Consider the following 26,628-nt stretch of genomic DNA (forward strand, 5'->3'; position numbering starts at 1 on the left):
GATTTCAAAAAACTATATATATAATATGATTTTAACTTATTAATATAGTAATAAATTAAAGTTTATGAATAGATAAACATTGTTAGGTATAAAAATTTATTATCCCAATATTATAAACATTTTTGATAAACTACTTTTAAAAATTTATTCAATAGTGTATATTCAAAATATTATTAGAATTACAAAAAATGATTTAATAAAAAAATATAGGAGGTCCAAAATGAAGAAATTTAAATTATTCACTACAATTTTGGTTGCTGCATTTGTGTTCATTCTCTCGGCATGCGGAACAAGCAAAACAAGCGGGGGCGAAGGGGACAAGGATAAGACGTTAAGAGTCGTGACAGATGCGGCATATGCCCCGTTCGAGTACCAAGATAAAGGGGAAGTGGTCGGATTTGATATCGACTTTATTAACGCTGTGGCAAAGCAAGCGGGCTACAAAGTAAAGGTTGAACATGTTGGCTGGGATCCATTATTCGTTGAAATTAAAGGGAAAACAGCGGACATTGGAATTTCTGCTATTACGATTAACGACAAACGTAAACAAACCTATGATTTCTCAGTACCTTACTTCTTATCTACTAATAAAATCATGATTCCAAAAGACAGCCCTATTAAAAGCGCAGAGGATTTAAAAGACAAGGTCGTAGCTGTACAGAACGGAACAACCGGTCAGGAAGCAGTTGAAAAGCTCCTTGGAGCAGAAAATAAAAATCTTAAAAAGTTTAAGGATAACAATCTGGCAATTATGGAGTTAAAAGGCGGCGGTGCGGACGCGGTTGTTGCTGATAACACTGTCATTGAAGAGTATGTAAAAAATAATCCGAAAGAAAATTTTGTCATCATAGAAGATGAAGCTGCCTTTGATAAAGAGTTTTACGGATTGTTGTTCCCTAAGGGAAGCAAGTTAAAAACTGATTTTGATAAATCTATTAAAGAAGTCATGGAAAACGGTGAATATGCGAAAATCTACAAGAAGTGGTTTAAGGTAGATCCGGACCTTACCGAAGTCAAAGCACAACAAAAATAATCTTTAAAACTAGAATTGCGTAACTCTTACAAACTAGCAGTTACGCAATTTTTGTCTTAACAACATCACAGTTAAGCACAAGGTTTAAATAGGGGGATTCATGAATGGATATTCGTTGGGACATACTTGCTGAATATGCTCCATTTTTTGCAAAAGGAACATTACTTACCATTGGCCTCTCCATTGCCAGTATTTTAATAGGCACTGTCCTCGGACTATTTATTGGGCTGGGGAAAATGGTGCAGAATAAGTGGCTTGCTTTCCCGTTTAAGGCTTATATTACGTTTTTCCGGGGCACGCCATTATTAGTACAGATTTTATTAATTCACTTTGGACTTATTCCACTCATTATAGGTGAAACAAATGGCATTATCGCTGGTATTACAGCTCTATCGTTAAATTCAGCAGCCTATGTGGCAGAAATTTTCCGCGCCGGTATTCAATCAATTGATAAGGGCCAGATGGAAGCCGCCCGCTCCCTTGGGATGAATCATGTACAGTCAATGCGCTTCGTTATCCTGCCACAGGCTATTAAAAGGATGATTCCGCCGCTTGGAAACGAATTTATTGTCTTAATCAAGGATTCATCACTGGTAGCCATTATCGCTGTTAAGGAATTGATGTATTGGGGACAGGCCATGCAGGGGCAGTACTACCGTGCATGGGAACCATATATTACAGCAGCACTCATTTATTTGGTCTTAACTTTTTCACTCAGCTTATTGTTAAATCAACTTGAAAGAAGGTTGGCCACAGAATGATAGAAATAAAGAATCTGAAAAAAACATTTGGAACGAACGAGGTACTGAAAGGAATTAACGTATCCGTAAAGCCTCAGGAGGTAGTTGTGGTTATCGGGCCATCAGGATCCGGAAAATCTACTTTTCTGCGCTGTCTTACTCTGCTAGAAACGATTACAGACGGCCATGTTTGGATTGAAGGGACTGACATTACCGATAAGAAAACGGATATCAACGCGATCCGTACTGAAGTGGGTATGGTGTTTCAACAATTTAACCTGTTCCCGCATAAAACGGTCATTGATAATATCATGCTGGCGCCACTTAAGGTAAGAAAAGTCCCAGCGGAAAAAGCCCGGGAAAAAGGCTTGGAGCTTTTACACAAAGTCGGCTTGGCCGAAAAAGCAGATGCCTATCCAGATTCGCTGTCAGGTGGGCAGAAGCAGCGTGTGGCAATTGCAAGAGCATTGGCGATGGAACCGAAAATCATGCTGTTTGATGAGCCTACCTCCGCGCTCGATCCGGAAATGGTCGGCGAGGTACTTGAAGTTATGAAGCAACTGGCCAAAGAAGGTATGACCATGGTGGTCGTGACACACGAAATGGGCTTTGCCCGCGAGGTAGGAGACCGGGTGATTTTTATGGATGGTGGCTTTGTGGTCGAAGAAGGGGTACCGAAGGATATTTTTGAAAATCCTCAAGAAGAACGGACAAAGGCGTTTTTAAGTAAAGTCTTATAGAAAACGGAAGGAGGCGGATTATGCCTCCCTTTTCTTTAGCTATCGCTTGGCGCAAAAAGAAAAAAAATGTTAAAGCTCGAATACGTTTACAATTTGATCAGCTTTTATTCGATTTTGACATAGCTTAAATAATTGTGTTAAAAAGTCATCAACATCCGTTTCGGAAACCGGGAAGGGAATTTGAACTGAAGTGGAACCGAACATCTGTTTAAAATAAGCTTTTCGTTGATCATTTTTTCCGTCACGCTTAAAAGGTTTATAGCTCCACATAATATGAGGAGTTCCGTCAATATCCTGTACCTGCCGTAATTCTGCCAAGGTAGTAGACTTGTCATAAGCATATATAACTAAGTAATAGATTCCCTTGCGGTGCCAATCAATAAATAGAAGGTAACAGCCTGTTTCAGTACTTGGCTTATTTACCTTAAAGGCAGCTAAGGTAGTCTTCCCATTCGTCCATTGGTGGAACTTGGGTAATGTACCATTAACGGTTTCTAATTTCTTTATCTCATATTCAGTGGACCTTAAGTTTTCGATTTTTTTTGATAAAAATAATGCCTGCTCCCTTTCCATAATAGATTTCTCCTTTGGATTATTTGTCTTATTATACTTTTTGAGAAGGTAAATAAGGAAGTATGATGTAATTTTTATTTTTTAAAACAGAATGAAGGTATGTTGTTTGTCTCGAAAATGAAATACAACTGATATAATTTACATAAAAACATTTGGTAAAATCGGTAAAAAGGGACTTATAAGCCACATCACCTTCGAATAGTATGAGGAATAATTATGCCTCTTTACCATATATACAATAGAGTGTTGGCAATTGGGGGGATAGAAATGACGTTTGAAAAACAATTAAAGGACAAAACCTTTTATAAAATGTTCATTAATGAACATGAAGATGAACACCCCATTAAGGTGCTGGGGGAAGCATTTCAGGAGGAAGCCCGAAAGGATCTCCCGGATTTAACACGGATAAGGTATGCCCAAGGAGAAGTATATTTTCATCATAAGGACTATGAAGCAGCTATTTTTAAATGGGAAAATATTATCAACGAGCTCGAACCGTGGGCCAGAAAAAATACCGCCGATGCTTATTATGAACTGGGCCTGTTGTCGGCGGCGGAAGATATATACACGGTGATTGAAACCGATAATTCTACGTTGAATGCTGAGGTCGCGTTAAAGTTATTTGCTCTTTATATTGAACGGAGCAAAATTGATGCCGCTGTGGCGGTCATTAAAAGAACGGTGGCTGCTTATCCGGATTACCCAAGTGTCACGAATGTGGCCCGCGCTTTTTTTGAAGAGCGGGAGGATTGGGATAATGCCATTGAACTAGCGGTAAACGAAGCAAAGCGGACAGAATCGCTTGAGTGGTTTGAAATTCTAAACACCTATGTGGAAAAAGGAGTGACACGGGCGCTGTCACCTAGCTATTTTTCCCATGCCTTATTTAGTTTGTATGGCGTAAATAAGGAAAAATTTGAGCAGCTTGTTTCATCGTTATGGAACAGTTATATGAATGAAAATTCCTATCTGCTTTGGATTAAGGAAATCAATCAATTATTGTTGAATCTGGAGTTGGACCGCCAAGATCAATTGCGCGAGCTTTCGCGACTGCATAAAGAGACGTATTTTCACTATATTGGCGGTAAGTACTACATTAAACAAATTGATGATTTTCTTCCGGACCTGCTGACAAATTGGGTTCGGCTAGCTGATGGTGGGAATGTAGTTGCCGCGGCAGCGGCAATTTTGTCCTGGAACGAACTATTTCCAGCAAGCCTCAGCGTCTCCATTGTGGAGGAGGCTGAACATTTAATCAGCAAGACAGAGTGTGACATGGATGAACTGGAAGAGTGCTTGTCGTTATTTGAAGCGATTATTAAATGGGCGGAAGTCAACGATATGGGGAAAAACAACCGTGTGAACTGGATTGTTGACCAGCTTGTTGATTTCGATACGCAGCATCTGTTTGTTACCGGACTCGTAGGCAGCGGAAAGTCTACCTTTATCAATACCATCTTCGGTGAGGACGTCCAGGACAGCCCGACTTCATCCGTTGTGATGTTTAAAAACGGCGGGGAAGTGGATATTACCGAAATAACTGACGGAGAGGTTAAGACACTTTCCGGATTTACGGACTTCCAAGAGCGCATGGACCGTCTTCGTAATGCGCTTGAGTCCATCATTGAATTTAAGCAGCCAACTCCTTTTTTACAGGAGAATAGTTTGGCTATAATTGATACACCAGGGTTAAAAGGGAACCAAAACGACCGTTTTGAGGTTTTGAAGTATTTAAATCTTGCTGACTCTGTTTTGTTTGTGTTGGATGCGAATGCTCCGTTTACGGAAAAAGAGCGGGCGGTTGTGGCACAAATCCAAGGACTTGCCCCTGACCTGCCGATTCATTTTCTGTTGAGTAAGCTGGACACAATTGTAAATGAACAGGATGCCATTCAGGTTTATGAGGAAACGAAGCATGCGATTCATTCTTATTTGCCTGATGCCAAGTTGTTAGGCTTTTCTTCGCAATATGACCGTGTACAGCAGTTAAGCGATCTACAGGTGTTTATCGACTCAATTCGGAATACAAGAAACATAGCAGATAAACGTCTTGCTAAACTGTTATATTTTATTCGCGCGACGATTGCAGGTCTTTTGCAAAAGCGGCTTGACGTTGAAAATCGCTTAATTGAAACGGTTCATTGGAACGAAGAAATGAATATGAAGTTAAGTGGTGCTGTCCATCAATTGAATGATGAGGTATCGCAGAAAACAAAGTCAATCACCAAGCTGTACCGCTCTGTAAAGGAATCGATTGAAGCGGATATTTTTGAAGCTATTCCCAAAATGCTGTCAGAGTGCTCGAACTTGATCGAGGAGGACAGTAATTTCAGTACCATTCATTTGGACCTCAATCATGAGATGAACAACCGCATTCAAGATTATCTGGAGCAGCAGGTAATGCCGAATTACTATACAAGGCTTCAGGAATGGATTAAGGGCTGTCGGGAGGAATTTGACCAAGGGCAGGATTTATTAATTGAGCTCGGCGCAGGTTTCAACCAAATGTATGGCGAAGAGAGGCTTAGCCTTGAGTGTGATTTTAAGGTGCTTGATGATTGGCGCCGCGATATCGACCGAATGACAAGCCGATTCGTGCTTGAGCCTGTCAATATTTTGCTGAAGCGGACTCCTTCGCAGTTCTTATTGAAAAGTGCGGGGAAACTGTTTGGGGCCTTGTCGCAGAACAAAACGATGGTATATAACAAATACAAGTCCTTTGTGGAAAACGAGGATTATACAGAGGTTGCTGCACAGGTCTGCCGCCAGTTTTTCCAACCGTTCGAGCTATTTGAAAAATCGTTGGAGAGGGATGTCTCTTGGTTTTTCAAGAGTCCACTAGGTGTCTTAAAATCTGCAGTGGAAGAAACGCGCGGAGAAGCGGCAGCAAACCGCGAGATGCTGAACAAGTTGAACGCCAACCCGCAAATGTTCCGCGACCCGCTGACGCTGTTCGAGGTAAGGCTGCGCCAGTTCGAGTGGATGACAGTGGCCGGTAAAGGAATGCAGACGATATATTAATAGTTTTTGTTGGGAGATGTCCAGTGGTGGGCATCTTCTTTTTTTATTTGCTGGGGGATGAATAGAGGAGCGGTTGAGGGGAAAATGTCCTTGATAAGCGGGATGAAGGACAAAATCAGGTGCCAACAGTAACAAAATGTCCTTGATAAGCCGGATGAAGGACAAAATCAGGTGCCGTCCGTAGCAAAATGTCCTTGATAAGCGGTATGAATGACAAAAATGGGTGTCGGCCGAAACGAAATGTCCTTGATAAGCGGGATGAAGGACAAAGCCAGGTGCCGTCCGTAGCAAAATGTCCTTGATAAGCGGGATGAAGGACAAAATCAGGTGCCAACAGTAACAAAATGTCCTTGATAAGCCGTATGAAGGACAAAATCAGGTGCCGTCCGCATCAAAATGTCCTTCATATATCTAGATAGTTGAAAAAGAAATTTGTCGCAAAAAAATCCATTGTTTAATTCCCCCATCGATGGTAGCCTATTGTTAATATCTGTAAAAGGAGGCGAAAAAACTCGTGATTAAAATAACGGGAACACAGTCGGAGGCAAAGGTATTCTCCAATTACCCGCAGGAAGCAGCGCTTGAGCAAATCAAAGAGCTTTGTAATCAAGCATTTCTAAAAGATACAAAAATTAGTATTATGCCAGACTATCATGCCGGAAAAGGCTGCGTGATCGGCACGACCATTAAGTTAAAGGATAAAGTGGTCCCGAACCTAGTAGGCGTCGATGTCGGCTGCGGTGTTCTGACCGTCAAGCTTCAGGAGAAAAAGGTCGATTTTAATAAACTGGATAAAGTAATAAGGACGTACGTTCCTAGCGGGCAGGAGATTCATACGGATGAGACCGTCGGTTTCGTTAACACGAGTTTTCCGTCAACGGTAGAATTTAAAGCGGCACACATACTGAGTCAGAATAAAAGCTTGTATAGTCTTGGAACACTTGGCGGCGGGAACCATTTCATTGAAGTTTCGACTGACTCTGACGGATTTCACTATTTAACCATTCACACCGGCAGCCGCTATGTTGGGGCAAAGATTGCTCAATATTATCAAAAGTTGGCCATTTCTAAGCTCCGCAAGCATGATTTAAGCGAAATCATTGAAAAACTAAAGGCTGAGGGGCGCCAAAGGGAAATTCAAACTATGATTCAAAACTACAAAGAAAAAAATCCCATCATTCCGGATGATTTAGCCTATTTGGAAGGCGAGGATTTTAATGACTATATTCATGACATGAAACTGGCTCAGGCATTCGCAAAAGCCAACCGTGAAGAAATCGCCAGAGCGATTACTGAAAATATGGGGTTCGAAGAAGCGGACCGTTTCGATACAATACACAACTATATCGATACAGATAACCTGATTTTGCGTAAGGGCGCAGTATCTGCACAAAAAGGGGAGCGGTTGATTATTCCTATCAACATGCGGGACGGGTCGATTTTAGCGGTAGGCAAAGGAAATGACGAGTGGAATTACTCGGCACCGCATGGAGCGGGCCGCGTCTTGAGCCGGACCCAGGCATTGAAGAAATTAAAGCTGGATGATTTCTACAACACAATGAAGGGCGTATGGACGACATCGGTTTCCGAAGAGACACTCGATGAAGCGCCAATGGCCTACAAGCCAATCAATGAAATTCTTGAAAAAGTGGAAGAAACCGTCGTGATTGCAAGCTTTATTAAACCGGTATATAACTTTAAGGCGAGTGAAAAATACACTCCTGGAAGATATAAAAAATAGAAGAGAGACCGCAAGTGGTCTCTCTTCTATTTAATACCCTTTTGTATAATCAACAAGATTAATAGAAGGGGCTTCACCTAAAAGGTAGTTTTTTAAATTTGGTATCAAGATATTTTCGACGACACGATCATTATAATGCTCAGTGGAACCGGAGGTGTGCGGAGTGATAATGACATTTTCCATTTCCCAAAGCGGACTGTCCTGGCTTAATGGCTCTTTTTCGAAAACATCTAGACCTGCTCCGGCAATCTCACCTTCCTGCAAGGCTTTGACGATTTCCTCTTCAACCACGATTTCACCACGGCCGATATTGATAAAGAAGGCCTCAGGTTTCATGAGTTTGAACTGTTCGGCGCCAAACATCCGGCGTGTTTCTTTCGTCAGCGGCAAGGTGACTACCACATAATCGCACTGCGGTAAAAGTGCGTCCAATTGATCGGTAGTGTACATCTCATCGACAAACTCAGCCGGCTGGCCCGAATGCCGTACACCGAGAACCTTCATCCCAAAAGCTTTGGCGATTTTGGCGGTTTCCTTTCCGATTGTTCCGACCCCGATAATGCCAAGCGTTTTTCCATGGATTTCGAGCTTCATATTAGCATGATGCCAGGTTTTGGCTTGCTGGTTTCGTACATATGTATGGATTTTTCGGGTTAGACCTAGCATTAAGGCGAAAATTGTTTCAGAAATGGGATAGGCATGCACGCCGCTTGCACCTGTTAAAAGAATATTATGGGCTTCCAGCTTTTCAAGCGGCAAGGTATTGACTCCGGCACTCCAGCTTTGGAGCCACTTCAGTTTTGAATCAGGCGCAAGGCAGTATTCAGCAAGGCCTTTTTTCCACCCTGCAATAATTTCAGCATCCTTAGCATGTGCTTGCCAGATTTCTTTCTCCTTGCTGGCTATCAATTCCCAATCGGGGACTACTTCTTTAATTTGACTGAGCAGGTGTTGTTCAAGGTTATGGGTAATTACAATTTTTCTTCGCAAGGCTTGGTTCCTCCATTCATTGCAAATCAATCTAAACTAATGATATAGGAATTTTCAAAAAAAGGTAACTGATTTGACTTTTCTAGTTAATTCTAAACGTAAAAATCAAAAGTGTCCCGCAATTGGTTAGTAGAAAGGAGCACCGACATCTTTTATGTGGAAAAATAAGGATTAAAAATACAAAAAAGTCTCTGTTTTTGTTAAAATAGAAAATAAAGAAAGCGTTTTCTAGAAAGAGAGGTTTGTAGAAATGAAACATCCCTATTTAAACGAAGATCATGAAATTTTTCGCCAGTCTTTAAGAAAATTTTTAGAAAAGGAAGCATATCCCTTTTATGAGCAATGGGAGGAAAATCGACTCATTCCCCGCTCGTTTTGGACGAAGATGGGTGAGCAAGGCTTCCTATGTCCAGACATCGATGAAAAGTATGGCGGCAGCGGGGTAGATTGGGGCTTTTCGGTTGTTATTAATGAAGAGCTTGAACGAGTCGGAACCGGAACGATTGGAATTGGACTTCATAGTGACATAGTCGTTCCTTACATAACCGCTTATGGAACAGAGGAACAAAAGCAGCGCTGGCTGCCGAAATGCGTCACTGGTGAAATCATTACTGCGATTGCGATGACAGAACCAGGGACAGGTTCTGACCTTGCCAATATTAAAACCACTGCTAAGCTTGACGGGGACCATTATATTGTCAATGGACAAAAAACTTTTATCACCAACGGTATTCAATCGGACCTCATTGTGGTGGCGGTGAAGACCGATCTGCAGGCAGTTCCAAAGCATAAGGGCGTCAGCCTGCTGGTCATTGAGCGTGACGCTCCTGGATTTTCTAGAGGCCGCAAGCTGAACAAGGTTGGTCTCCATTCCCAGGACACGGCAGAATTAATTTTTGAAGACTGCCGGGTGCCTAAGGAAAACCTTCTAGGAGAAGAGGGAAAAGGCTTCCTTTATTTGATGGAAAAACTCCAGCAGGAACGCCTGCTAGTGGCAATTGGAGCGCAAACAGCTGCCGAAGTAATGCTGCAAAAGACGATTGAATATGTAAAAAGCCGTGAAGCGTTCGGCAAACCAGTCAGCCAGTTCCAAAATACGCAATTCAAAATTGTCGAAATGGCCACCGAAATTGAAATGGGCAGAGCCTTTTTGGACCAGTTGATTGCCGAGCATATGGAAGGGAAAAACGTTGTGACCAAGGTGTCCATGGCAAAATGGAAGCTGACCGATATTGCAAAAAAAGTCGCGTCTGAATGTATGCAGCTACATGGCGGCTACGGCTACATGGAAGAATACGAGATTGCTAGACGGTTCCGTGATATTCAAGTAGGAGCCATTTATGCAGGTACCAATGAAATTATGAAAACCATAATTGCGAAAAATTTAGGATTATAAAAAACCACCTGATAATGATGGCAATTGGCCGCTGGCCGATTGCCTCCTTATAAATCCAAATAAAATGGAGGCGAGTAAATGAGCAATACGACTATCGGTAAAATTTTTGAATTAACAGTCCAAAAGTACCCCAACAAGGAAGCCCTCTATGATGTTCGCAAAAATGTCCGCTACACCTATAAAGAGTGGAATGAGCAGGTTAATCGTCTGGCAAATGCTCTCCTTAAACAAGGCGTGAAAAAAGGAGACCGCATCTCCACCTTTATGTTTAATACAGAAGAACTAGGAACCGCCTTTTTTGCCTGTGCGAAAATCGGTGCCATCTTCAACCCGATTAACTTCCGCCTGATGTCGGAGGAAGTAGCGTTTATTTTATCCGATGCCGCCCCTAAGGTTGTAATTTTTGAAAAGGCATTGGAGCCAGTAATCACGGCTATTGCCAGCCGCTTTGACAAAATCTCGTTCTGGTTTATTGATGAAGAGGCTCCAGCCTATGCCGCCAATTACCAAGAAAAACTCGCCTCTACCACTGCAGAAACAATCCAAGCCGAAGTAAATGAAAATGATATTTATGCCTTTATTTATACGAGCGGAACAACGGGAAGACCTAAAGGGGTCATGCATAGCCACCGCAATATGGTCGACCAAAGCCTGCTCTGCGTTGCCTCCCAAAAGCTTGAAATAGAGGATGTCGGCCTTGTAACAGCCCCGATGTTCCATTGTGCCGAACTCCACTGTGCGTTCCTGCCAAGGGTGCAAATAGGGGCGAAAAACGTCGTCCTGCATCAATTTAATCCGAAAGTGATACTGTCATTAATCGAAAACGAAAAAATCACAAAGTTCTTTGCAGCGCCTACCATGTGGAATATGCTTCTGCAGGAAGATTTAAGCAAGTACAATACCGAAAGCCTGAAGCTAGGCTTATATGGTGCTGCTCCAATGGCGCCATCACTTGTTCATGCTCTCCATGACCGCTTGGGCATCTCCTTGATTCAAGCTTACGGGATGACAGAAATGGGTCCTGCGATAACCTTCTTGTCGGAAAAAGATCAGCTGAGAAAAGCTGGGTCTGCGGGGCAAGCAGGATTAAACCATGAAATCCGGGTTGTCAGGACTAAGGAAGATGGACCGTCCGAACCGGATGATGTTTGTCCGGCAGGAGAAGCAGGTGAAATTATTGTAAGAGGTCCAAGTATGATGCTCGGCTATTATAATCGTGAAGAGGCTACAGAAAAGGCGATGTATAAGGGCTGGTATCATTCAGGCGACATCGGCTACATGGATGATGAGGGTTACCTTTTTGTAAATGATCGGGTCGACGACATGATCATCAGCGGCGGCGAAAATATTTACCCACGCGAAGTGGAAGACGTGCTCCATGCACATGATGGTGTGCTTGATGTGGCTGTCATCGGTCAGCCTGACGACCGCTGGGGGGAAACCGTCACTGCCTTCGTTGTGAAAAAGGACCCGAATATCACGGAGCAGGCCCTAGACGAGTATTGCAAAAACAGCAACAGCCTAGCAAACTATAAACGTCCGCGCAATTACATTTTCTGTGAAGCGCTGCCGCGGAACGCTAGCGGAAAAATCCAGAAATTCGTTCTGCGCAAACAATTAGAGGAGCTTTTCAACCCAGGGCCAACAAATAAGGGATAGTTTGAGCGATGCAGTACCAAAGGAATTTGGGGTTTAGCCTAATTAAAATAGTAAAGACTGCCGGTTTCTACCGGCAGTCTGTTTTTATAATAGTAATGCTTTTTAAAAACTCAAACTAACTTGCTTGTTTGGGAATCTCTAAATGATTTGCGAAGTTACTTTGAATTTGAGCATCTAAAATAGATAATTCATATTGTTCTCTTTCTCTAAGTCCTTCCATAATAACGGATGTTGTATAATAAAAAAGAATAAATGAAGCAATTGTAACCAACCAAGCGAATGCCATTTTTAATTCCCCCCTTTTAATAACTTAATTAAATTGTATATAATGTTTTCTTCCATTTTCGTGACATAAGTCACATAGAACAGAGTAAAATTTGAACATTTTTAAAACATTTTTCTTGGTTGTGAAGGACCTATTTTTGTTCCATAATTGTTATAAGATTTTGAAACTTATATAAGGGATGAATGAACTTGAATTCTACCAACTTAGTAAACGTAACAAGAGGCAATTTAATTGAAAGCGTTCATCATGGACATATTGCAGTGGTGGATGCCAAGGGGAATTTACTTTATTATGCAGGCAATCCTAATGCAGTGGTATTCGCACGTTCCTCGATGAAACCGATTCAGGCCATTCCTGTAGTGGAAACGGGGACAGCTGATCATTATGGCTTCAGCGATGCCGATCTTTCGTTATGCTGTGCTTCGCACAATGGAGAGAAAATGCATACAGACAGGGTTCTAGCCATTCTTGCAAGGGCAGGCCTTGAAGACATTTGCTTGAAATGTGGAACCCATCCGCCGCGATGGGAAGAGAGATATAAAGAGCTAATCCGTGAAGGTAAAGAGATTACTCCTTTATATAATAATTGTTCCGGAAAGCATACCGGGATGCTCGTGACTGCCAAACATTTAGGAGAAACACTGGAAAACTATTACGAGCTGAATCATCCCGTTCAACAGCGGATTCTTGCCGCTGTCAGTGAGATGACAGATTATCCAATAGAAAAAATAGAAATAGGTATCGACGGATGCGGCGTACCGGTTCATGGCCTGCCTCTTGAAAAAATCGCTTATGGATATGCCCGCTTGGCACAGCCGGATGCCCTGCCTAAAAATCGCCGTAATGCCGTTAGACGGGTGGCGAAGGCAATGATAACAGCCCCGGAAATGGTTGGCGGGACAGACCGTTTTTGTTCCGATTTTATGAGGATAGGAAAAGGCAGATTCATAGGAAAGGTTGGGGCTGAGGCTGTTTATTGTATAGGTGATCTTGAAACAGGGCTGGGGATTGCCATCAAGGTTGAAGACGGCAATAGCCGTGCCGTCTTTCCTGTAGCAGTCGAAGTGTTGAAACAACTGAATCTATTAACTGCGGAGCAAATTGAAGAACTTGCTGAGTACCACCGCCCGAAATTGCGCAATGCCCGTAATGAAATAATCGGTGAATTAGTGGCTGATTTTAAATTGCAGCTTGCTTCAGCCAGTCAGGTTTAATCTATTTATTTTTTTGAGCGTGGTGTTATGAAAGACTCATAAGACTTGACCGATGGGTAAAGTCGGAGCCTCGGTCGTTATGAAGGGCTCATAACACCCGACCGAAGAAAGAAATCAATTCCCCTGTCATTATGAAGATTAACCAAACCATAACTATTCAATTTTTCATATCTATTTAGAAAGTAGTATAATAGAGGGGATAAAACCAATCTTCAAAGAAAAAAGGAGGACTTCCCTTGTTTGAACAAGCACTTCCCCTGCTGCAATCCCACTTTGGCTACAGCTCCTTCCGCACCGGCCAAGAGCAGGCCATTCAATCCGTTTTAACAGGAAATAACACTATATGCGTCATGCCGACTGGCGGCGGAAAATCGATCTGCTATCAGATTCCTGCTCTTATTCTCCCGGGTACCACCATTGTTGTCTCTCCGCTGATCTCATTAATGAAGGATCAAGTCGATGCCCTTATTCAGGTAGGAATTCCAGCCACTTTTATTAACAGCTCGCTTAGTTTCCAGGAGGCCTATGAACGAATCCAAGCAGCAAAGCACGGAGAATACAAATTATTGTACATAGCACCCGAACGGTTGGAATCGCCGGAATTCCTAAACGACCTTAGACAAATGGAAATCCCATTAATCGCAGTGGACGAAGCGCACTGTATTTCGCAGTGGGGCCATGATTTCCGTCCAAGCTATCGGCATATCCAAAAAATGATTCAAATGCTGCCGCAAAGGCCAAGCGTCATCGCTTTAACTGCAACGGCAACACCAAGGGTGCGGGAAGATATTTGCAGCCTGCTGGAAATAGATGAACGAAACACCATTATCACAGGCTTTGAACGTGAAAATCTCTCATTCTCTGTCATTAAAGGACAGGATCGTCTTAAGTATCTGTTAGATTATCTGAAAAAGAATGACAAAGAGGCGGGCATTATTTATGCTGCGACACGAAAAAATGTCGATATCCTTTACGAACGGCTCCGAAAGGAAAATATCAATGTCGCCCGCTATCATGCCGGAATGGGGGATGCGGAACGCGCCCACGAACAAGAACGGTTCCTAACAGACCAAGCTTCGGTTATGGTAGCGACATCTGCATTTGGAATGGGAATCGACAAATCCAATATCCGCTATTGTATTCACCTGCAGCTTCCAAAAAACATGGAAAGCTACTATCAGGAGGCGGGACGTGCAGGCCGTGACGGACTCGCCAGCGGATGTATCGTGCTCTACTCACCGCAGGATGTGCAAATTCAGCGTTTTCTAATTGACCAATCCAGCGATAGGACCAGAATGACTCAAGAACTTGAAAAGCTCCAGCAGATGGTCGATTATTGCCATACAGAAAGCTGCCTGCAGGAATTTATTTTGCATTATTTTGGTGAGACAGAAACGGAGCCGTGCGGCAGATGCGGAAATTGCACGGACGCAAGGACAAGCATTGATGTAACAAAAGAAGCGCAAATGGTTTTGTCCTGTGTGATTCGGATGGGGCAGCGCTTTGGTAAAAACATCACCGCACAGGTATTAACAGGCTCGAAAAATAAAAAAGTCACCGAAATGGGTTTCGAAAGGTTATCAACGTACGGAATCATGAAGGACAAAAGTGCAAAGGATGTCAGCGATTTTATTGAATTCTTGATTTCACAGGACTTACTAGCGATTGAGCAAGGTACCTTTCCAACCATTTATGTATCACCAAAGGGAAAAGAAGTTTTACTCGGAAATCAGCAGGTCCATCGCAGGGAAACTGTCCAGGTGAAACAAGTAACTAAGAGTGACCCATTATTTGAAGAATTAAGGGAAGCCCGCAAACGGATTGCCGAGGCAGAAAAAGTCCCTCCGTTTGTGATTTTCTCAGATGCAACGCTCAAGGATATGTGTGCTAAGCTGCCGAAAGCAAGTGAAGAAATGTTAAATGTGAGCGGGGTAGGGGAACACAAGCTTCAAAAATATGGACTGGAGTTTATCCAAGTGATTCGAGCGTTTTTAGAGGAAAACCCAAACTACCAAAGCGAATTGGAACCTGAACCGGTCGTGGCAAAAAAGCCGGCGAAAAAAGCGGTGACAGATTCGCACTTAGAGACATTGAACCTGCATCAAAGCCAATTATCCATTCAGGAAATAGCCGAACAGCGCGAGTTGGCAGTAAGCACTGTCGAAAATCATTTGCTGCAGTGTGCCCAGCAGGGACTTGCTGTTGATTTTACAAGGCTGATTCCAGGCGAGTATATTCCGCTTTTAGAAAAAGCAGTGGAACAAGCTGGCCGGGACCGCCTAAAACCTATTAAAGATTTGCTCCCAGATGAAGTGAGTTATTTTATGATTAAAGTATATGTGTATTTTTTAAGCAAAAAAAAATAAAAACCTGGCTGTACAAGGCGCTAGTGTCAGGTACAGCCTTTTTTGAAAGACGGGAATATAGATTCCTGAAAATTCAAAGAGTTTGTCGATATTCCTATAAATTTGTTCTATTTCCCCGGCAATTTGTCGATAAACGGATAAGCAGATTGAAAAGCATCCATTTGAATATAAACGTAATGGTGTTCATAAGCTTTTGTGTACCATAAAATCCACAAAGTCGGCTATAATAATTAAGTTTGTTAGATTCGATTTAAAGGAGCAAATCATGAAAACGATGAAAAAAATTTCCCCTCAATATGATCCTTGGGAAGCCTATCTGGATATTGAGGAGTACGGAAAGCCCCAGTTGACGAATATTGAATTCACCACCACAACACTTTGCAATATGCGCTGCGAGCATTGTGCGGTCGGATATACTTTGCAGACAAAGGATCCGGAGGCTCTTCCGCTCGAACTGCTATTACAAAGGCTGGAGGAAATCCCGACACTAAGAGCCCTTAGCATCACTGGCGGCGAACCGATGCTTTCCCTTTCCTCAATCAAAAATTATGTCGTTCCCATTTTAAAATACGCACATGAACGCGGAGTGCGGACGCAAATCAATTCTAATTTAACAATGGACCTCGACCGCTATGAATTAATTATTCCTTATTTGGACGTCCTACATATTTCGCATAACTGGGGAACTATAGACGATTTTGTTGAGGGCGGTTTTGCCCGGATGGAAAAAAAGCCTGATTACCAGCAGCGGGCTAAATATTTTGAAAGAATGATAGAGAACAGCCGCGAGCTTGTCAAAGCAGGTGTGATGGTATCCGCTGAAACAATGTTAAACAAACGGACGCTGCCGCATCTTGAAAAAATTCACCGGCAAATTGTCGATGAGATGCTTTGCCAAAGGCACGAGGTGCATCCGATGTATCCGAGTGACTTCGCTAGCAATTTGGAAGTGCTGACGCTCGAAGAAATACGAGAGGCGATCCATCGTTTGTTGGACATTAGGGATGAAAAAACGTGGATGCTGTTTGGCACACTGCCATTTTATCCGTGCAACAATAAAGAGGAGGACCTTAACCTATTAAAACGGCTCTATTCCAGCAAAAATATCACCGTTCGAAACGACCCTGACGGCCGCTCCCGTCTAAATGTCAACATCTTCAACGGAGATATTATCGTAACTGATTTTGGTGATGCTCCTCCGCTCGGAAACATTCAAACGACGAAACTTCAAGATGCGTATCAGACATGGCAAACCTCGAACTTAGCAAAAGAACTGAGCTGCCACTGTCCATCCGTAAGGTGTCTTGGCCCAAATATACTTGTCAAAAACAGCTATTATCAAGACATTGATTTTTCAAAACGGCAGACCAATATTTAAAAGCAGGATGACAGAGTATCCTGCTTTTTTATCTTACTATTTAGTAAGAATTCCCTTATACTAGAATTATAGTTTTATACATAGGGGGTTTGTAGCATGAGGATTTTAGTCGTTGGTGCAGGGGCAGTTGGCGGATATTTTGGCGGACGCTTGCAGGAAAAAGGCGTTGATGTCACTTTTTTAGTAAGAGAAGGAAGAAAGAAGCAGCTTGACCCAGCAGGGCTTGTCATTGATAGTGTTCACGGCAGCGTCACACTGACTCCAAAACTGATTTCGTCAGGAGAAGAAGCGGATCCGTTTGACTTAATCCTCCTCTCGACGAAAGCCTATCACCTGCAAGGTGCAATTGATAGCTTCCGGCAATATGTAAATGAAAAGACAGCCATTCTTCCATTATTAAACGGAATCTCCCATATTGAACAATTAGCAGCAGAGTTCGGCCAAGAGCGGATCATTGGCGGCCTGTGCTTTATTGAAACTACCCTAGACCAAGAGGGAAGAATCATCCAAACAAGCCCAAGACACGATATTGTCTTTGGTGAATTAACCGGTCAAAAGACTGAAAGAATCTTAAAAATTGAAGAAGCCTTCAGCGGCACTAGGTCTGGCTATCGACTCAGCGACAACATTAATCAGGATTTATGGAACAAATATTTGTTTATTTCGATGATGTCAGGAATTACGACTCTGATGAGGGCGCCGATTGGACCAATCAGGGAAATGCCAAGCGGCCGGGCAACAATCGAAAAACTGTCACAAGAAATCATTTCCGTCATGAACAAAATTGGTGCGCCTCTGCCTGAAGATATAGCAGCACTTCAACTGAATCAAATTGATAGCTTGGGCTATGCGATGAAATCCTCGATGCAGCGGGATATGGAGAAGCAGCTTTCTGTCGAAGCGGACCATCTGCATGGGTATTTATTAACGATCGCCCGTAAAGAACAAATTCCAGTTCCGGTTTTAGAAGCTGTTTATGCCAATTTAAAAGTGTATGAACTGCAACTGCAGCAAGGCAAATAAATAATAAAAAGGGTGAGCGCAAAGTTGCTCACCCTCTATGCTGTGTGCTTTGCCAGCTTTGGATGCTTATACATAGATACCAACAAAATTACACCGCTAATGATTAATAACGCGCTGGTACTGATAAATACAGCCGAAAAACCAAGATATCCTGAAATAAAGCCGCCGAGCATTGGGCCAATGATGTTTCCAAGAAACCTCAGACTGTTGTTATAGCCAAGAACCTCACCTTGCATGGCAAGAGGTGCCTCCTGGCGGATATAAGCAATTCGCACCGGAATAATTCCCCCGATGGCAACCCCTAGAACAAACCGAATGATGACTAGCTGCCAAAGATTTGTAACCGCGGCCCCAGGTAAGTAAATAATTCCCGCTAGGAAAAGAAGAATCACCAAAACCTTAATATAACCGTGCCGGTCAGCAATATTTCCCCATCTTCTGGACATCAATAAATTCCCTAAACCAGCAGCAGAAAAAGCAATTCCTGAATAAAAGGCGATATTTTTAGGGCCATGCAGCTCGCCTACAAATAGTGATAGGATTGGCTGAATACTAAAATGGGCGATTTGTACAAGGGCTGAGATGAGCAGAACAGTCAGCATGACCGGATTACGGATAATATGCTGGACAACTTCTTTGCTTGAATAGTGGGACTTCACTCCCTTTTTTACTTCTATTCGAACTTCTTTTACTGCTAGCACAAGCAGGGCGGAAAGGAAAATCGTGACGGAGGTCCACTTAAAGGTGTCTGCATAGCCAAAGGTGTCAGCGAGAACCCCGCCAAGCATCGGGCCTAATAAGGAACCCGTAATACTTCCTGTTTGCAGGGTGCCGAGGACACGGCCGGCAATTTCCTTCGGCGTTTGTGTGGAGATAAGTGCCTGTGACATTGGAATAAATCCTGAGAAGAAGCCCATAAAAAAGCGGAGCATGAAAAGCTGCCAAACCGATTGGGCAAACCCAATTAACAGGATTGAAAAAGCCATTCCCATTCCGGAAATGATCAGGATTTTTCTTCTGCCATAACGGTCGCCGATCCGGCCCCAAATCGGTGAAAAGAGGAAGGCGGACACAAATGTAATACCGAATGTTAAACCTGACCAATGCTGGACGTATTTCTCTGAAAAATCACCAAGTGACTCGATGTACAGGGAGATAAACGGCAGAACCATTGTCATGCTTCCAGCTACAAAAAAGTTGGCGAACCACATGATGGCCAAATTTCGTTTTGCCTGGTCCTGTTGTTTCAAGTTAGATAACACTTCTTTCTGTATTTATTTCGATTCTCTAAATATTATTTTACCGAAATTTCAGAAAAATTTAAATAGGAAATTTTATTTACATTTATGGTTTGACGGATTGGCTATTTGTATAAGCTCGTACTCGTTGAAGAACAATAAGGAGAAATATAGCAAATAGGCGTGAAAATGGTTTCAAATCATTTATAAGCTTTTTTACATTACAGAAGGGTGGCAGTTATAATGGATGCATATTTGTTACTCATCACACTGCTGGCAATTATCATTGTCATTTTAGGAGTTTCTTGGTTTAAGTGGCATGCATTTATTAGTTTAATGGTCGCAGCACTATTCTTGGCGATTTTTTCCGGAATGGGCTGGGACAAGATTGTCGGTTCCTATGAAACAGGGGTCGGCGCAGTCTTAGGACATTTAGTAGGCATTTTGGCACTAGGTACAATTTTAGGTAAAATGCTTGCTGAATCAGGGGCAGGATTGCAAATTGCCAATTTCTTTATTAGGGCATTTGGCGAAAAGAAGCTGCCATGGGCGATGTTTTTCTCAGGCTTTATTATCGGTATTCCCGTATTTTTTGAAGTGGGAATTTTAATTCTGTTACCGCTGGTTATTTCCATCCAAAAAGCGTCTAAACAAAATATTTTATTAGTTGGTCTGCCGGCTATTGCTGGTTTGTCCATCACACACGGTCTTGTCCCGCCGCATCCCGGGGCGATTGCGGCAATCGGAATTTATGGGGCTAATCTTGGAAAAGTATTGCTGTACTCTTTAATTATTGCGATTCCTACAGGTATAATTGGCGGGCCGTTATTTGCATGGATGATTAACAAACGGGTTATCCCGACCGGCGAACCAACGTTGGTGAAAATCGACGATCAAGCCGATAAAAAGTCGGTACCAAGTGTTGGTGTTTCCTTCCTATCGATCTTAATGCCAGTCATATTAATGATATTAGGAACAGCGGCACCATATTTGCATCTTTCAGCTGGTGCGCAAAAAGTGTTAACCTTTATCGGCAGCCCAGTCATCGCTCTGTTAATTTCTTGTTTCTTAGCTTTTTATTTCCTTGGCTTCCGTCATGGAATGGATAGGAACTCAATTAAGAAACTCGTGGAAGAATGTATTATACCAGTCGGTTCAATTATTTTAATCATTGGTGCAGGCGGCGGTTTTAAGCAAATTCTGATTGATAGCGGTGTGGCGAAGGTCATTGCTGATATGTCTCAAAATTTAAACATATCACCACTTGTGCTGGCGTTCTTGATTGCAGGGTTAATCCGGATTGCAACAGGCTCTGCAACAGTGGCATTAACGACTGCCGCTGGAATCGTTGCTCCCATTGTGGCCGGAATGTCCGGAGTCAATTTAGAATTGCTGGTTATTGCAACAGGCGCAGGCTCGTTAATGTTCTCACACGTCAATGACGCCGGGTTCTGGATGGTTAAAGAATACTTGGGACTGACTCTTGAAGAAACCTTTAAAACGTGGACGGTACTCGAAACCATTCTTTCCTTTGTCGCCTTTATTGGGGCACTTATAGTGAATATGCTTGTCTAAGTAAAAAAGCAGAGGATGCCTCAAAAAGGCATCCTCATTTAGATTTACATTCGTGTATTAGAAATGGCTTCCCTAACTTTATCAAGTGAGTTTTTGGCCTTGTCCTTATTGCGGATCATCATGTTAACATAAATAGCATCTATCAGGCTTAATTGGCCGATTCTCGAAGACAGTGCTTCGGAGCGGTATTCGGTCTCTTCAGAGCTTGTAAAAAGAGCAACATCCACGTTTTGTCCAATTGGTGATTTTGGATAGCTTGTAATACCGATTGTTTTGGCGCCATTTTTTTGCGCTGTTCTTAAAATATTGATGGTGTCTTTGTTTGTTCCCGAATGAGAAATCACCACAGCCACATCTTTTTCGCCGAGCTGGGAAGCCGACATAAGCTGGAAATGGGAATCGATAAAGGCAAATGCTTTAATCCCTGTCCGGACAAACTTGTGGAAAGCATCCATGGCGATTACATTTGAGCCGCCCGTTCCATAGAACTCAACCCGGTCAGCCTGCAATAATAAATCAACTGCCTTTTGAATAGAAGGCCCATCGAGAATCTGCAAGGTGTTTTCCAATGCTCTGATATTTGACTGAAAAATTTTCACCGCTACTGTCTTCTCCGTATCATCTTCCTTAATTTCTTCATGAATCTGTTGAATAGGTTCAAATATTTCAGAAGCGAGGGCAATTTTCATTGCCTGGTACCCCTTGAAACCAATCCTTTTGCAAAACCGAAAAACAGTGGCATCGGCGACATTCAAATCCTCTGCCACTTCGTTTATGGTGTTATGAATGATTTTTTCGGGACTGTCCAAGATGTAGTCAGCAATCTTTTTTTCTTTTTCACTAAGCCTTGCGTAATAAGAACGAATTTTTCCTAGACAGTTTTGCGACATTGGTGATTACCTCACCCATTTTTGCTGGAAGCTGCTGATGGCACCGTATTCTTCGCTTAATAACCGTGATAGGCGGATATAAATCGGGATTAGGTCCTCATAAATGGCCACATTTTCCTCAATTGGCTGGTGAGCATGGGTGGAACCGACCAATTCTGACATAATCGAGAAATCCTCAATTTCCCCAAGTGCATACATTCCAAGGACAACAGCACCTAGGCAGGAACTTTCAAAGCTTTCCGGCACAACAACTTCCTGGTTGAAAATATCCGCCATCATTTGTCTCCACAATGCTGACCGGGCAAACCCGCCTGTTGCCTGGATTTTTTGCGGTACGCCAATCATTTCCTGAAGGGCGAGCATAACCGTATATAAATTTAGAATGACACCTTCAAGGACAGAACGAATCATATGCTCTTTTTTGTGATGAAGGCCAAGTCCAAAAAACGAACCTCGGGCATTGGCATTCCATAAAGGTGCACGTTCACCCGCCAAATACGGATGGAAAATGAGCCCCTCTGCACCAGGTGTGACCTTGTCGGCAATTTTTGTTAAGACATCGTAAGGGTCGATGCCAAGTCGTTTTGCTGTTTCAACCTCCGACCAGGCAAGCTGATCGCGAACCCAGCGGAAGGTCATCCCACCGTTATTGACTGGACCGCCGACAACCCAATGATTTTCAGTTAACGCATAACAGAAAATTCTCCCTTTTGGATCAGTCACTGGTTTGTCCGTTACAGTCCGAATCGCGCCGCTGGTGCCGATCGTGACAGCCATTACTCCTGGGTCAATGGCATTGACGCCGAGATTGGAAAGAACACCGTCACTTGCTCCGACTACAAATGGAGTGTTCCCTGATATTCCAAGCTCCTCGACAAATTCATTTTTTAAGCCGGTTAAATAAAACTTTGTTGAAACTGGTTCAGGCAATTGTTCAGTGGTAATACCGGCAACACTTAATGCTTCTGCATCCCAATTAAGCTGTTCGAGGTTAAACAGCCCTGTTGCAGAGGCGATGGAATAATCCATCACATAACGATTAAATAGCTTAAAGAATATGTACTCTTTAATACCGATAAATTTGCTGGTTTTGCTAAAGATTTCAGGATGATCCTCTTTTAGCCAAGTAATTTTGGCAAGCGGTGACATCGGATGAATCGGTGTTCCGGTTCTACGATAAATGGCAAGACCATTCAATTCGTTTTTAATTTTTTCAGCTGTTACTGTAGCGCGGCTATCTGCCCACGTAATGCAGCGGGTAATTGGTTTACCGTTATCATCCATGGCGATAAGGCTGTGCATGGCGGAACTAAAGGAAACAAGCTTAAGCTGTTCCAAATTGATTTCGCCCTTTTTGATAGCTACTTTCATCGTTTCTAGGACAGCATGGAAAATTTCCTCCGGATCCTGTTCTGCAATGGACGGGGCAGGGCTGTATAAAGGGTATTCAACATGATGCATGCTGATAACTTTACCTTTTTCTGCAAAAAGAACTGACTTTGTACTTGTGGTACCAATATCAACACCGAGATAGTAAGACGTTCTAGTCATTGGGTTAATCTCCTTTATGAAGCGTTATTGTATAGTTCAAAAAATTTTTACTCCAGTATCATTATATAAGAAAAAATATTCCTGCACACTACAATTTGTCCTATAACTATTGTTAAACATACATAAAGAGATTATTAGATAGTTTTAAAAAAGAAAGGGAAAAAGGTGTATGCAGCGAATATTTTAAACGTATATGCAAATTATTATGGGAGGGAAGTTCATGTCTGAAAAATATCCAGTTCTAGAAGGTGCTGAACCGTTTTATTTTGAAGGAAATCGTGTCGGTATCTTGGTCTCACATGGTTTTACGGGGTCCACCCAAAGCATGCGCCCGCTTGGGGAGGCTTATGCCAAAGCAGGCTACACGGTTTGCGGGCCGCGTTTAAAAGGGCACGGAACACATTATGAAGATATGGAGCAAACTACATATCAAGATTGGATTACTTCGGTAGAGGAAGCTTACCAGTGGCTGCAGGAATGCTGTGACACGATTTTTGTGACTGGTTTATCAATGGGCGGAACATTAACCTTGTATATGGCTGAAACCCATCCAGAAATTCGCGCGATTATCCCTATTAATGCGGCTGTTGATATTCCGGCCATGTTACCAGTCCGCCAATTAGAAGATGTGCGTTATTTAGATGCGATCGGTTCAGATATTAAGAAGCCGGGTGTCGTGGAACTTGCCTATGAAAAAACACCGGTTCAATCTGTGAAGGAAATCTTGACCTTTATGGATGAGGTAAAAGCAGACCTTCACAAAATTTCCTGCCCGGTATTAATTTTTGTATCTGATGAAGACCATGTCGTCCCGCCGGATAACTCGCAAATCATTTATGATGACATTCGCTCAGAGGTTAAAGAACTTCATCGGTTGAAAGACAGCTACCATGTGGCCACACTTGATAACGACCAGCAGGTAATTATCGAAAAAACATTAGAATTTATCGAAAAAAATCTTTAATGGAGACAATTTTTTTGTCTCTTTTTTTTTTTGCATTTTTGGAACAATATTTAGTGAAGGAGTGATGATTAGTGAACCATTGTGAAACTTTTTTACGAAGTAAGAACTGGATTGATAATGATTTGGATGCCAGGTACATAAATGTGAATCATCCCTATGCGATTCTGATTTCAGAGGATGAAGGGAAGATTACCTTAAGGGGAAACACCGGTTTTGATAATGGTCAGAATGGAGAAGAAATCTTCTCTTTTACCTCATTACAAGAGTTGCAGGAATGGTTTGAGAACAATATTGGGGAGTAGATTTTAACGACAAAGCCACCAGGAATGGATGGCCTGGAGTTATGTTGGTAGGAATAAAAACTCTCGCTTTCGTAAACCAAGTGGGAGTTTGTTTTCATTTAGTCGCTAATAGAAAGTCTATTGACATATAAATGTAAAAGGGTTACTATTATCTCAACTTCAAGATATCCTGTTTAGGGTAATTGAAGGTTATTTTTTGAAATAATATCTTGAATTCGAGATAATTACATTTATTCTAACCGATTTTGAAAAAATAAGAATGTAAGGAGTGAAAGAAATGAAACTTTTAGGGTTACATCATGTATCGATTTTGACCGGAAAAGCAGAAAGAAATTATGAGTTTTATACAAAAATCTTAGGAATGAGATTGGTAAAGAAAACAGTAAACCAAGATGATACATCGTCATATCATCTCTTCTATGCGGATGCAGAAGGAAATCCCGGTACTGAGGTAACCTTCTTTGACATTCCTAATCTTGGAAGTTCATACAGGGGAACTTCAGATATTTCCACTGTATCCTTAAGAGTTCCGACTACTAATTCTTTATTGTTTTGGAAGGAACGATTGAAACAGGCTGGTGTTCAACATGATGAAATTGAAAAAAGAGCAAATCGTGATACATTAGCCTTCAAAGATTTCGATGGGACACGTTTAATACTGGTCGCCGACAACGGTGAAGGTGTTAGGCCGGGGGTTCCTTGGGTACGGGAAGATATTCCAAAAGAACATGCCATAATAGGTTTAGGACCTGTTACCCTCACTGTTGGAATGGCAGAACCTACCATTGGTGTGCTTACTGAAGTCATGGGATTTCTATATGTGGGATCATACCCATCACTTGAAGGGGATTTTCCTGAAATATTGGTTTATGCAACAGGTGAAGGGGGCAGCGGCGCAGAAGTGCATATTGAAAGAAGGCCCGATTTGCCAAAAGCTCGATTAGGACGTGGGGGAGTTCATCATGTTGCTTTCCGTGTTCCAAATGAAGAAGAATATAATCAATGGGCACAACGTTTGAAGGATTATCGTTTGCCGAACTCAGGAAAAGTAGAACGTTATTATTTTAAAGCATTATATTTCAGAGAGCCAAATGGCATTTTGTTTGAATTATCAACAGATGACCCAGGCTTTGCAACAGACGAACCGATGGAAACAATGGGTCAAAAGCTGGCATTACCGCCATTTTTAGAGCATCGCCGAAAAGAGATAGAAGAAAAGCTGCGGCCGCTAGACCTAAATTAAACTTTGTGTAATTACTTCAGCCCAAGATGGGAGCCAATCGATTAGGATTCGATTGGCTTTTTTTAATTTATGAAGCAGTATTTTAAAAAGATTTGAAAAAATATCCAATTTATATATTGACACTAAACATATTAATGTTGATAATATAAACATAAATAATATTGAGGTGAACAATATATGAACATGCAAGATGTCATTCTAGGTTTTCTATATGAGGAGCCAATGAGCGGCTACGATATAAAGCAAATGATGGAGAATTCCGTTTCATACTTTTTTGATGCATCGTTCGGTGCTATCTACCCAGCATTAAGAAAAATGGAAAAAGAGGGACTGGTGGAAAAACAGGTCATTCAGCAGGAGGGGAAGCCAAACAAGAACTTATTTGCGATTACTGATGCAGGCCGGGAACAATTCCAGCAATACCTTAACAGTCCAATAAACCCAACTGTGACTAGATCAGATATCCTAATCCGTATTTTTTTCGGGCGGTTTACCACCAAGGAAAAGATCATCGAGTGGCTTGAGGAGGAACGAGAAAAGAACCAGGCGATGTATGACAATCTTACCAGAATCGATGAAATGTGCGGTTCAGACATGGAGCGCTACAAGCGGTTTACTCTTCAGTTTGGTATTCGGCAGGCAGAAATGGTTGTGAACATGATTGATGAAGAATTAAAAAAGTTGAATGATAAAGGGGAGCAATAG

The 26,628-nt window shown here is 42.2% G+C and carries 22 protein-coding genes; 16 read left to right on the forward strand and 6 right to left on the reverse strand.

From position 1 onward, the window contains the following. The first annotated feature begins 220 nt into the window (after positions 1-220). The 3 genes from ACZ5B7_RS05660 (at position 221) to ACZ5B7_RS05670 (ending at position 2,513) form a co-directional block, all read left to right on the forward strand. Positions 221-1,033 carry a basic amino acid ABC transporter substrate-binding protein gene (locus tag ACZ5B7_RS05660; RefSeq protein ID WP_464493021.1) on the forward strand — a complete coding sequence of 271 codons (813 nt, stop codon included), beginning with the start codon at positions 221-223 and terminating at the stop codon, positions 1,031-1,033. Positions 1,034-1,137: 104 nt separating this feature from the next. After that, complete coding sequence (locus ACZ5B7_RS05665) at positions 1,138-1,794, forward strand: amino acid ABC transporter permease (RefSeq protein ID WP_423801079.1); 657 nt, start codon at positions 1,138-1,140, stop codon at positions 1,792-1,794. After that, positions 1,791-2,513 (forward strand): amino acid ABC transporter ATP-binding protein, encoded by a 723-nt coding sequence (locus tag ACZ5B7_RS05670; protein ID WP_464493022.1) that lies wholly within the window; start codon positions 1,791-1,793, stop codon positions 2,511-2,513. Before ACZ5B7_RS05665 ends, ACZ5B7_RS05670 begins: the two co-directional genes overlap by 4 nt. 69 nt (positions 2,514-2,582) lie before the next feature. Here ACZ5B7_RS05670 and ACZ5B7_RS05675 read toward each other — a convergent pair whose 3' ends face one another. After that, positions 2,583-3,086 carry a hypothetical protein gene (locus ACZ5B7_RS05675; RefSeq protein WP_423801081.1) on the reverse strand — a complete coding sequence of 168 codons (504 nt, stop codon included), beginning with the start codon at positions 3,084-3,086 and terminating at the stop codon, positions 2,583-2,585. Between the two features lie 267 nt (positions 3,087-3,353). Here ACZ5B7_RS05675 and ACZ5B7_RS05680 point away from each other — a divergent pair, with 267 nt between their 5' ends. Next, a complete protein-coding gene (locus ACZ5B7_RS05680) occupies positions 3,354-6,107 on the forward strand; it encodes a dynamin family protein (RefSeq protein WP_464493023.1) in 2,754 nt (917 codons plus the stop codon). Positions 6,108-6,621: 514 nt separating this feature from the next. Next, positions 6,622-7,848 (forward strand): RtcB family protein, encoded by a 1,227-nt coding sequence (locus ACZ5B7_RS05685; protein ID WP_464493024.1) that lies wholly within the window; start codon positions 6,622-6,624, stop codon positions 7,846-7,848. A gap of 30 nt (positions 7,849-7,878) precedes the next feature. On the opposite strand, the gene ACZ5B7_RS05690 is transcribed toward ACZ5B7_RS05685, so the two are convergent. Further along, complete coding sequence (locus ACZ5B7_RS05690) at positions 7,879-8,838, reverse strand: D-2-hydroxyacid dehydrogenase (RefSeq protein WP_464493025.1); 960 nt, start codon at positions 8,836-8,838, stop codon at positions 7,879-7,881. 250 nt (positions 8,839-9,088) lie between these two features. On the opposite strand from ACZ5B7_RS05690, the gene ACZ5B7_RS05695 reads away from it, so the two are divergent. Both ACZ5B7_RS05695 and ACZ5B7_RS05700 read left to right on the forward strand, forming a co-directional pair. Continuing rightward, positions 9,089-10,234 (forward strand): acyl-CoA dehydrogenase family protein, encoded by a 1,146-nt coding sequence (locus ACZ5B7_RS05695; RefSeq protein WP_464493026.1) that lies wholly within the window; start codon positions 9,089-9,091, stop codon positions 10,232-10,234. Positions 10,235-10,312: 78 nt separating this feature from the next. Then, positions 10,313-11,893, forward strand: a complete 1,581-nt coding sequence (locus tag ACZ5B7_RS05700) for a fatty acid--CoA ligase (protein WP_464493027.1) — start codon at positions 10,313-10,315, stop codon at positions 11,891-11,893. Between the two features lie 115 nt (positions 11,894-12,008). Here the strand turns inward: ACZ5B7_RS05700 and ACZ5B7_RS05705 are convergent, their stop codons facing one another. Then, a complete protein-coding gene (locus ACZ5B7_RS05705) occupies positions 12,009-12,179 on the reverse strand; it encodes a hypothetical protein (RefSeq protein ID WP_464493028.1) in 171 nt (56 codons plus the stop codon). 182 nt (positions 12,180-12,361) lie between these two features. Between ACZ5B7_RS05705 and ACZ5B7_RS05710 the strand changes: the two genes are divergently transcribed. The 4 genes from ACZ5B7_RS05710 (at position 12,362) to ACZ5B7_RS05725 (ending at position 18,160) form a co-directional block, all read left to right on the forward strand. Further along, positions 12,362-13,393 (forward strand): asparaginase, encoded by a 1,032-nt coding sequence (locus tag ACZ5B7_RS05710; protein WP_464493029.1) that lies wholly within the window; start codon positions 12,362-12,364, stop codon positions 13,391-13,393. A gap of 236 nt (positions 13,394-13,629) precedes the next feature. Next, positions 13,630-15,759, forward strand: coding sequence for a DNA helicase RecQ (recQ, locus tag ACZ5B7_RS05715; protein WP_464493030.1), 2,130 nt, complete (start codon positions 13,630-13,632; stop codon positions 15,757-15,759). Between the two features lie 265 nt (positions 15,760-16,024). Continuing rightward, positions 16,025-17,137, forward strand: a complete 1,113-nt coding sequence (gene yfkAB, locus ACZ5B7_RS05720) for a radical SAM/CxCxxxxC motif protein YfkAB (RefSeq protein WP_464493031.1) — start codon at positions 16,025-16,027, stop codon at positions 17,135-17,137. Positions 17,138-17,233: 96 nt separating this feature from the next. Further along, positions 17,234-18,160, forward strand: coding sequence for a ketopantoate reductase family protein (locus tag ACZ5B7_RS05725; protein ID WP_464493032.1), 927 nt, complete (start codon positions 17,234-17,236; stop codon positions 18,158-18,160). A gap of 35 nt (positions 18,161-18,195) precedes the next feature. Here ACZ5B7_RS05725 and ACZ5B7_RS05730 read toward each other — a convergent pair whose 3' ends face one another. After that, positions 18,196-19,422 carry an MFS transporter gene (locus ACZ5B7_RS05730; RefSeq protein WP_464493033.1) on the reverse strand — a complete coding sequence of 409 codons (1,227 nt, stop codon included), beginning with the start codon at positions 19,420-19,422 and terminating at the stop codon, positions 18,196-18,198. 219 nt (positions 19,423-19,641) lie between these two features. Between ACZ5B7_RS05730 and ACZ5B7_RS05735 the strand changes: the two genes are divergently transcribed. Further along, on the forward strand, positions 19,642-20,973 hold the full coding sequence (locus tag ACZ5B7_RS05735) for a GntT/GntP/DsdX family permease (RefSeq protein ID WP_464493034.1): 1,332 nt from the start codon (positions 19,642-19,644) through the stop codon (positions 20,971-20,973). 44 nt (positions 20,974-21,017) lie between these two features. Here ACZ5B7_RS05735 and ACZ5B7_RS05740 read toward each other — a convergent pair whose 3' ends face one another. Next, positions 21,018-21,863, reverse strand: coding sequence for a MurR/RpiR family transcriptional regulator (locus ACZ5B7_RS05740; RefSeq protein WP_464493035.1), 846 nt, complete (start codon positions 21,861-21,863; stop codon positions 21,018-21,020). A gap of 6 nt (positions 21,864-21,869) precedes the next feature. After that, positions 21,870-23,414: a gluconokinase gene (gene gntK, locus ACZ5B7_RS05745; protein ID WP_464493036.1), complete on the reverse strand. Its 1,545-nt coding sequence runs from the start codon at positions 23,412-23,414 to the stop codon at positions 21,870-21,872. 220 nt (positions 23,415-23,634) lie between these two features. Between gntK and ACZ5B7_RS05750 the strand changes: the two genes are divergently transcribed. The 4 genes from ACZ5B7_RS05750 (at position 23,635) to ACZ5B7_RS05765 (ending at position 26,628) form a co-directional block, all read left to right on the forward strand. Beyond that, on the forward strand, positions 23,635-24,378 hold the full coding sequence (locus tag ACZ5B7_RS05750; RefSeq protein WP_464493037.1) for an alpha/beta hydrolase: 744 nt from the start codon (positions 23,635-23,637) through the stop codon (positions 24,376-24,378). A 71-nt stretch (positions 24,379-24,449) separates the two neighbouring features. Then, on the forward strand, positions 24,450-24,680 hold the full coding sequence (locus ACZ5B7_RS05755; protein ID WP_423801097.1) for a hypothetical protein: 231 nt from the start codon (positions 24,450-24,452) through the stop codon (positions 24,678-24,680). A 277-nt stretch (positions 24,681-24,957) separates the two neighbouring features. Beyond that, positions 24,958-25,923 (forward strand): ring-cleaving dioxygenase, encoded by a 966-nt coding sequence (locus ACZ5B7_RS05760; RefSeq protein WP_464493038.1) that lies wholly within the window; start codon positions 24,958-24,960, stop codon positions 25,921-25,923. Between the two features lie 177 nt (positions 25,924-26,100). Continuing rightward, positions 26,101-26,628 (forward strand): PadR family transcriptional regulator, encoded by a 528-nt coding sequence (locus tag ACZ5B7_RS05765; protein WP_464493039.1) that lies wholly within the window; start codon positions 26,101-26,103, stop codon positions 26,626-26,628.

This window comes from Neobacillus sp. S1115 (assembly GCF_055385565.1).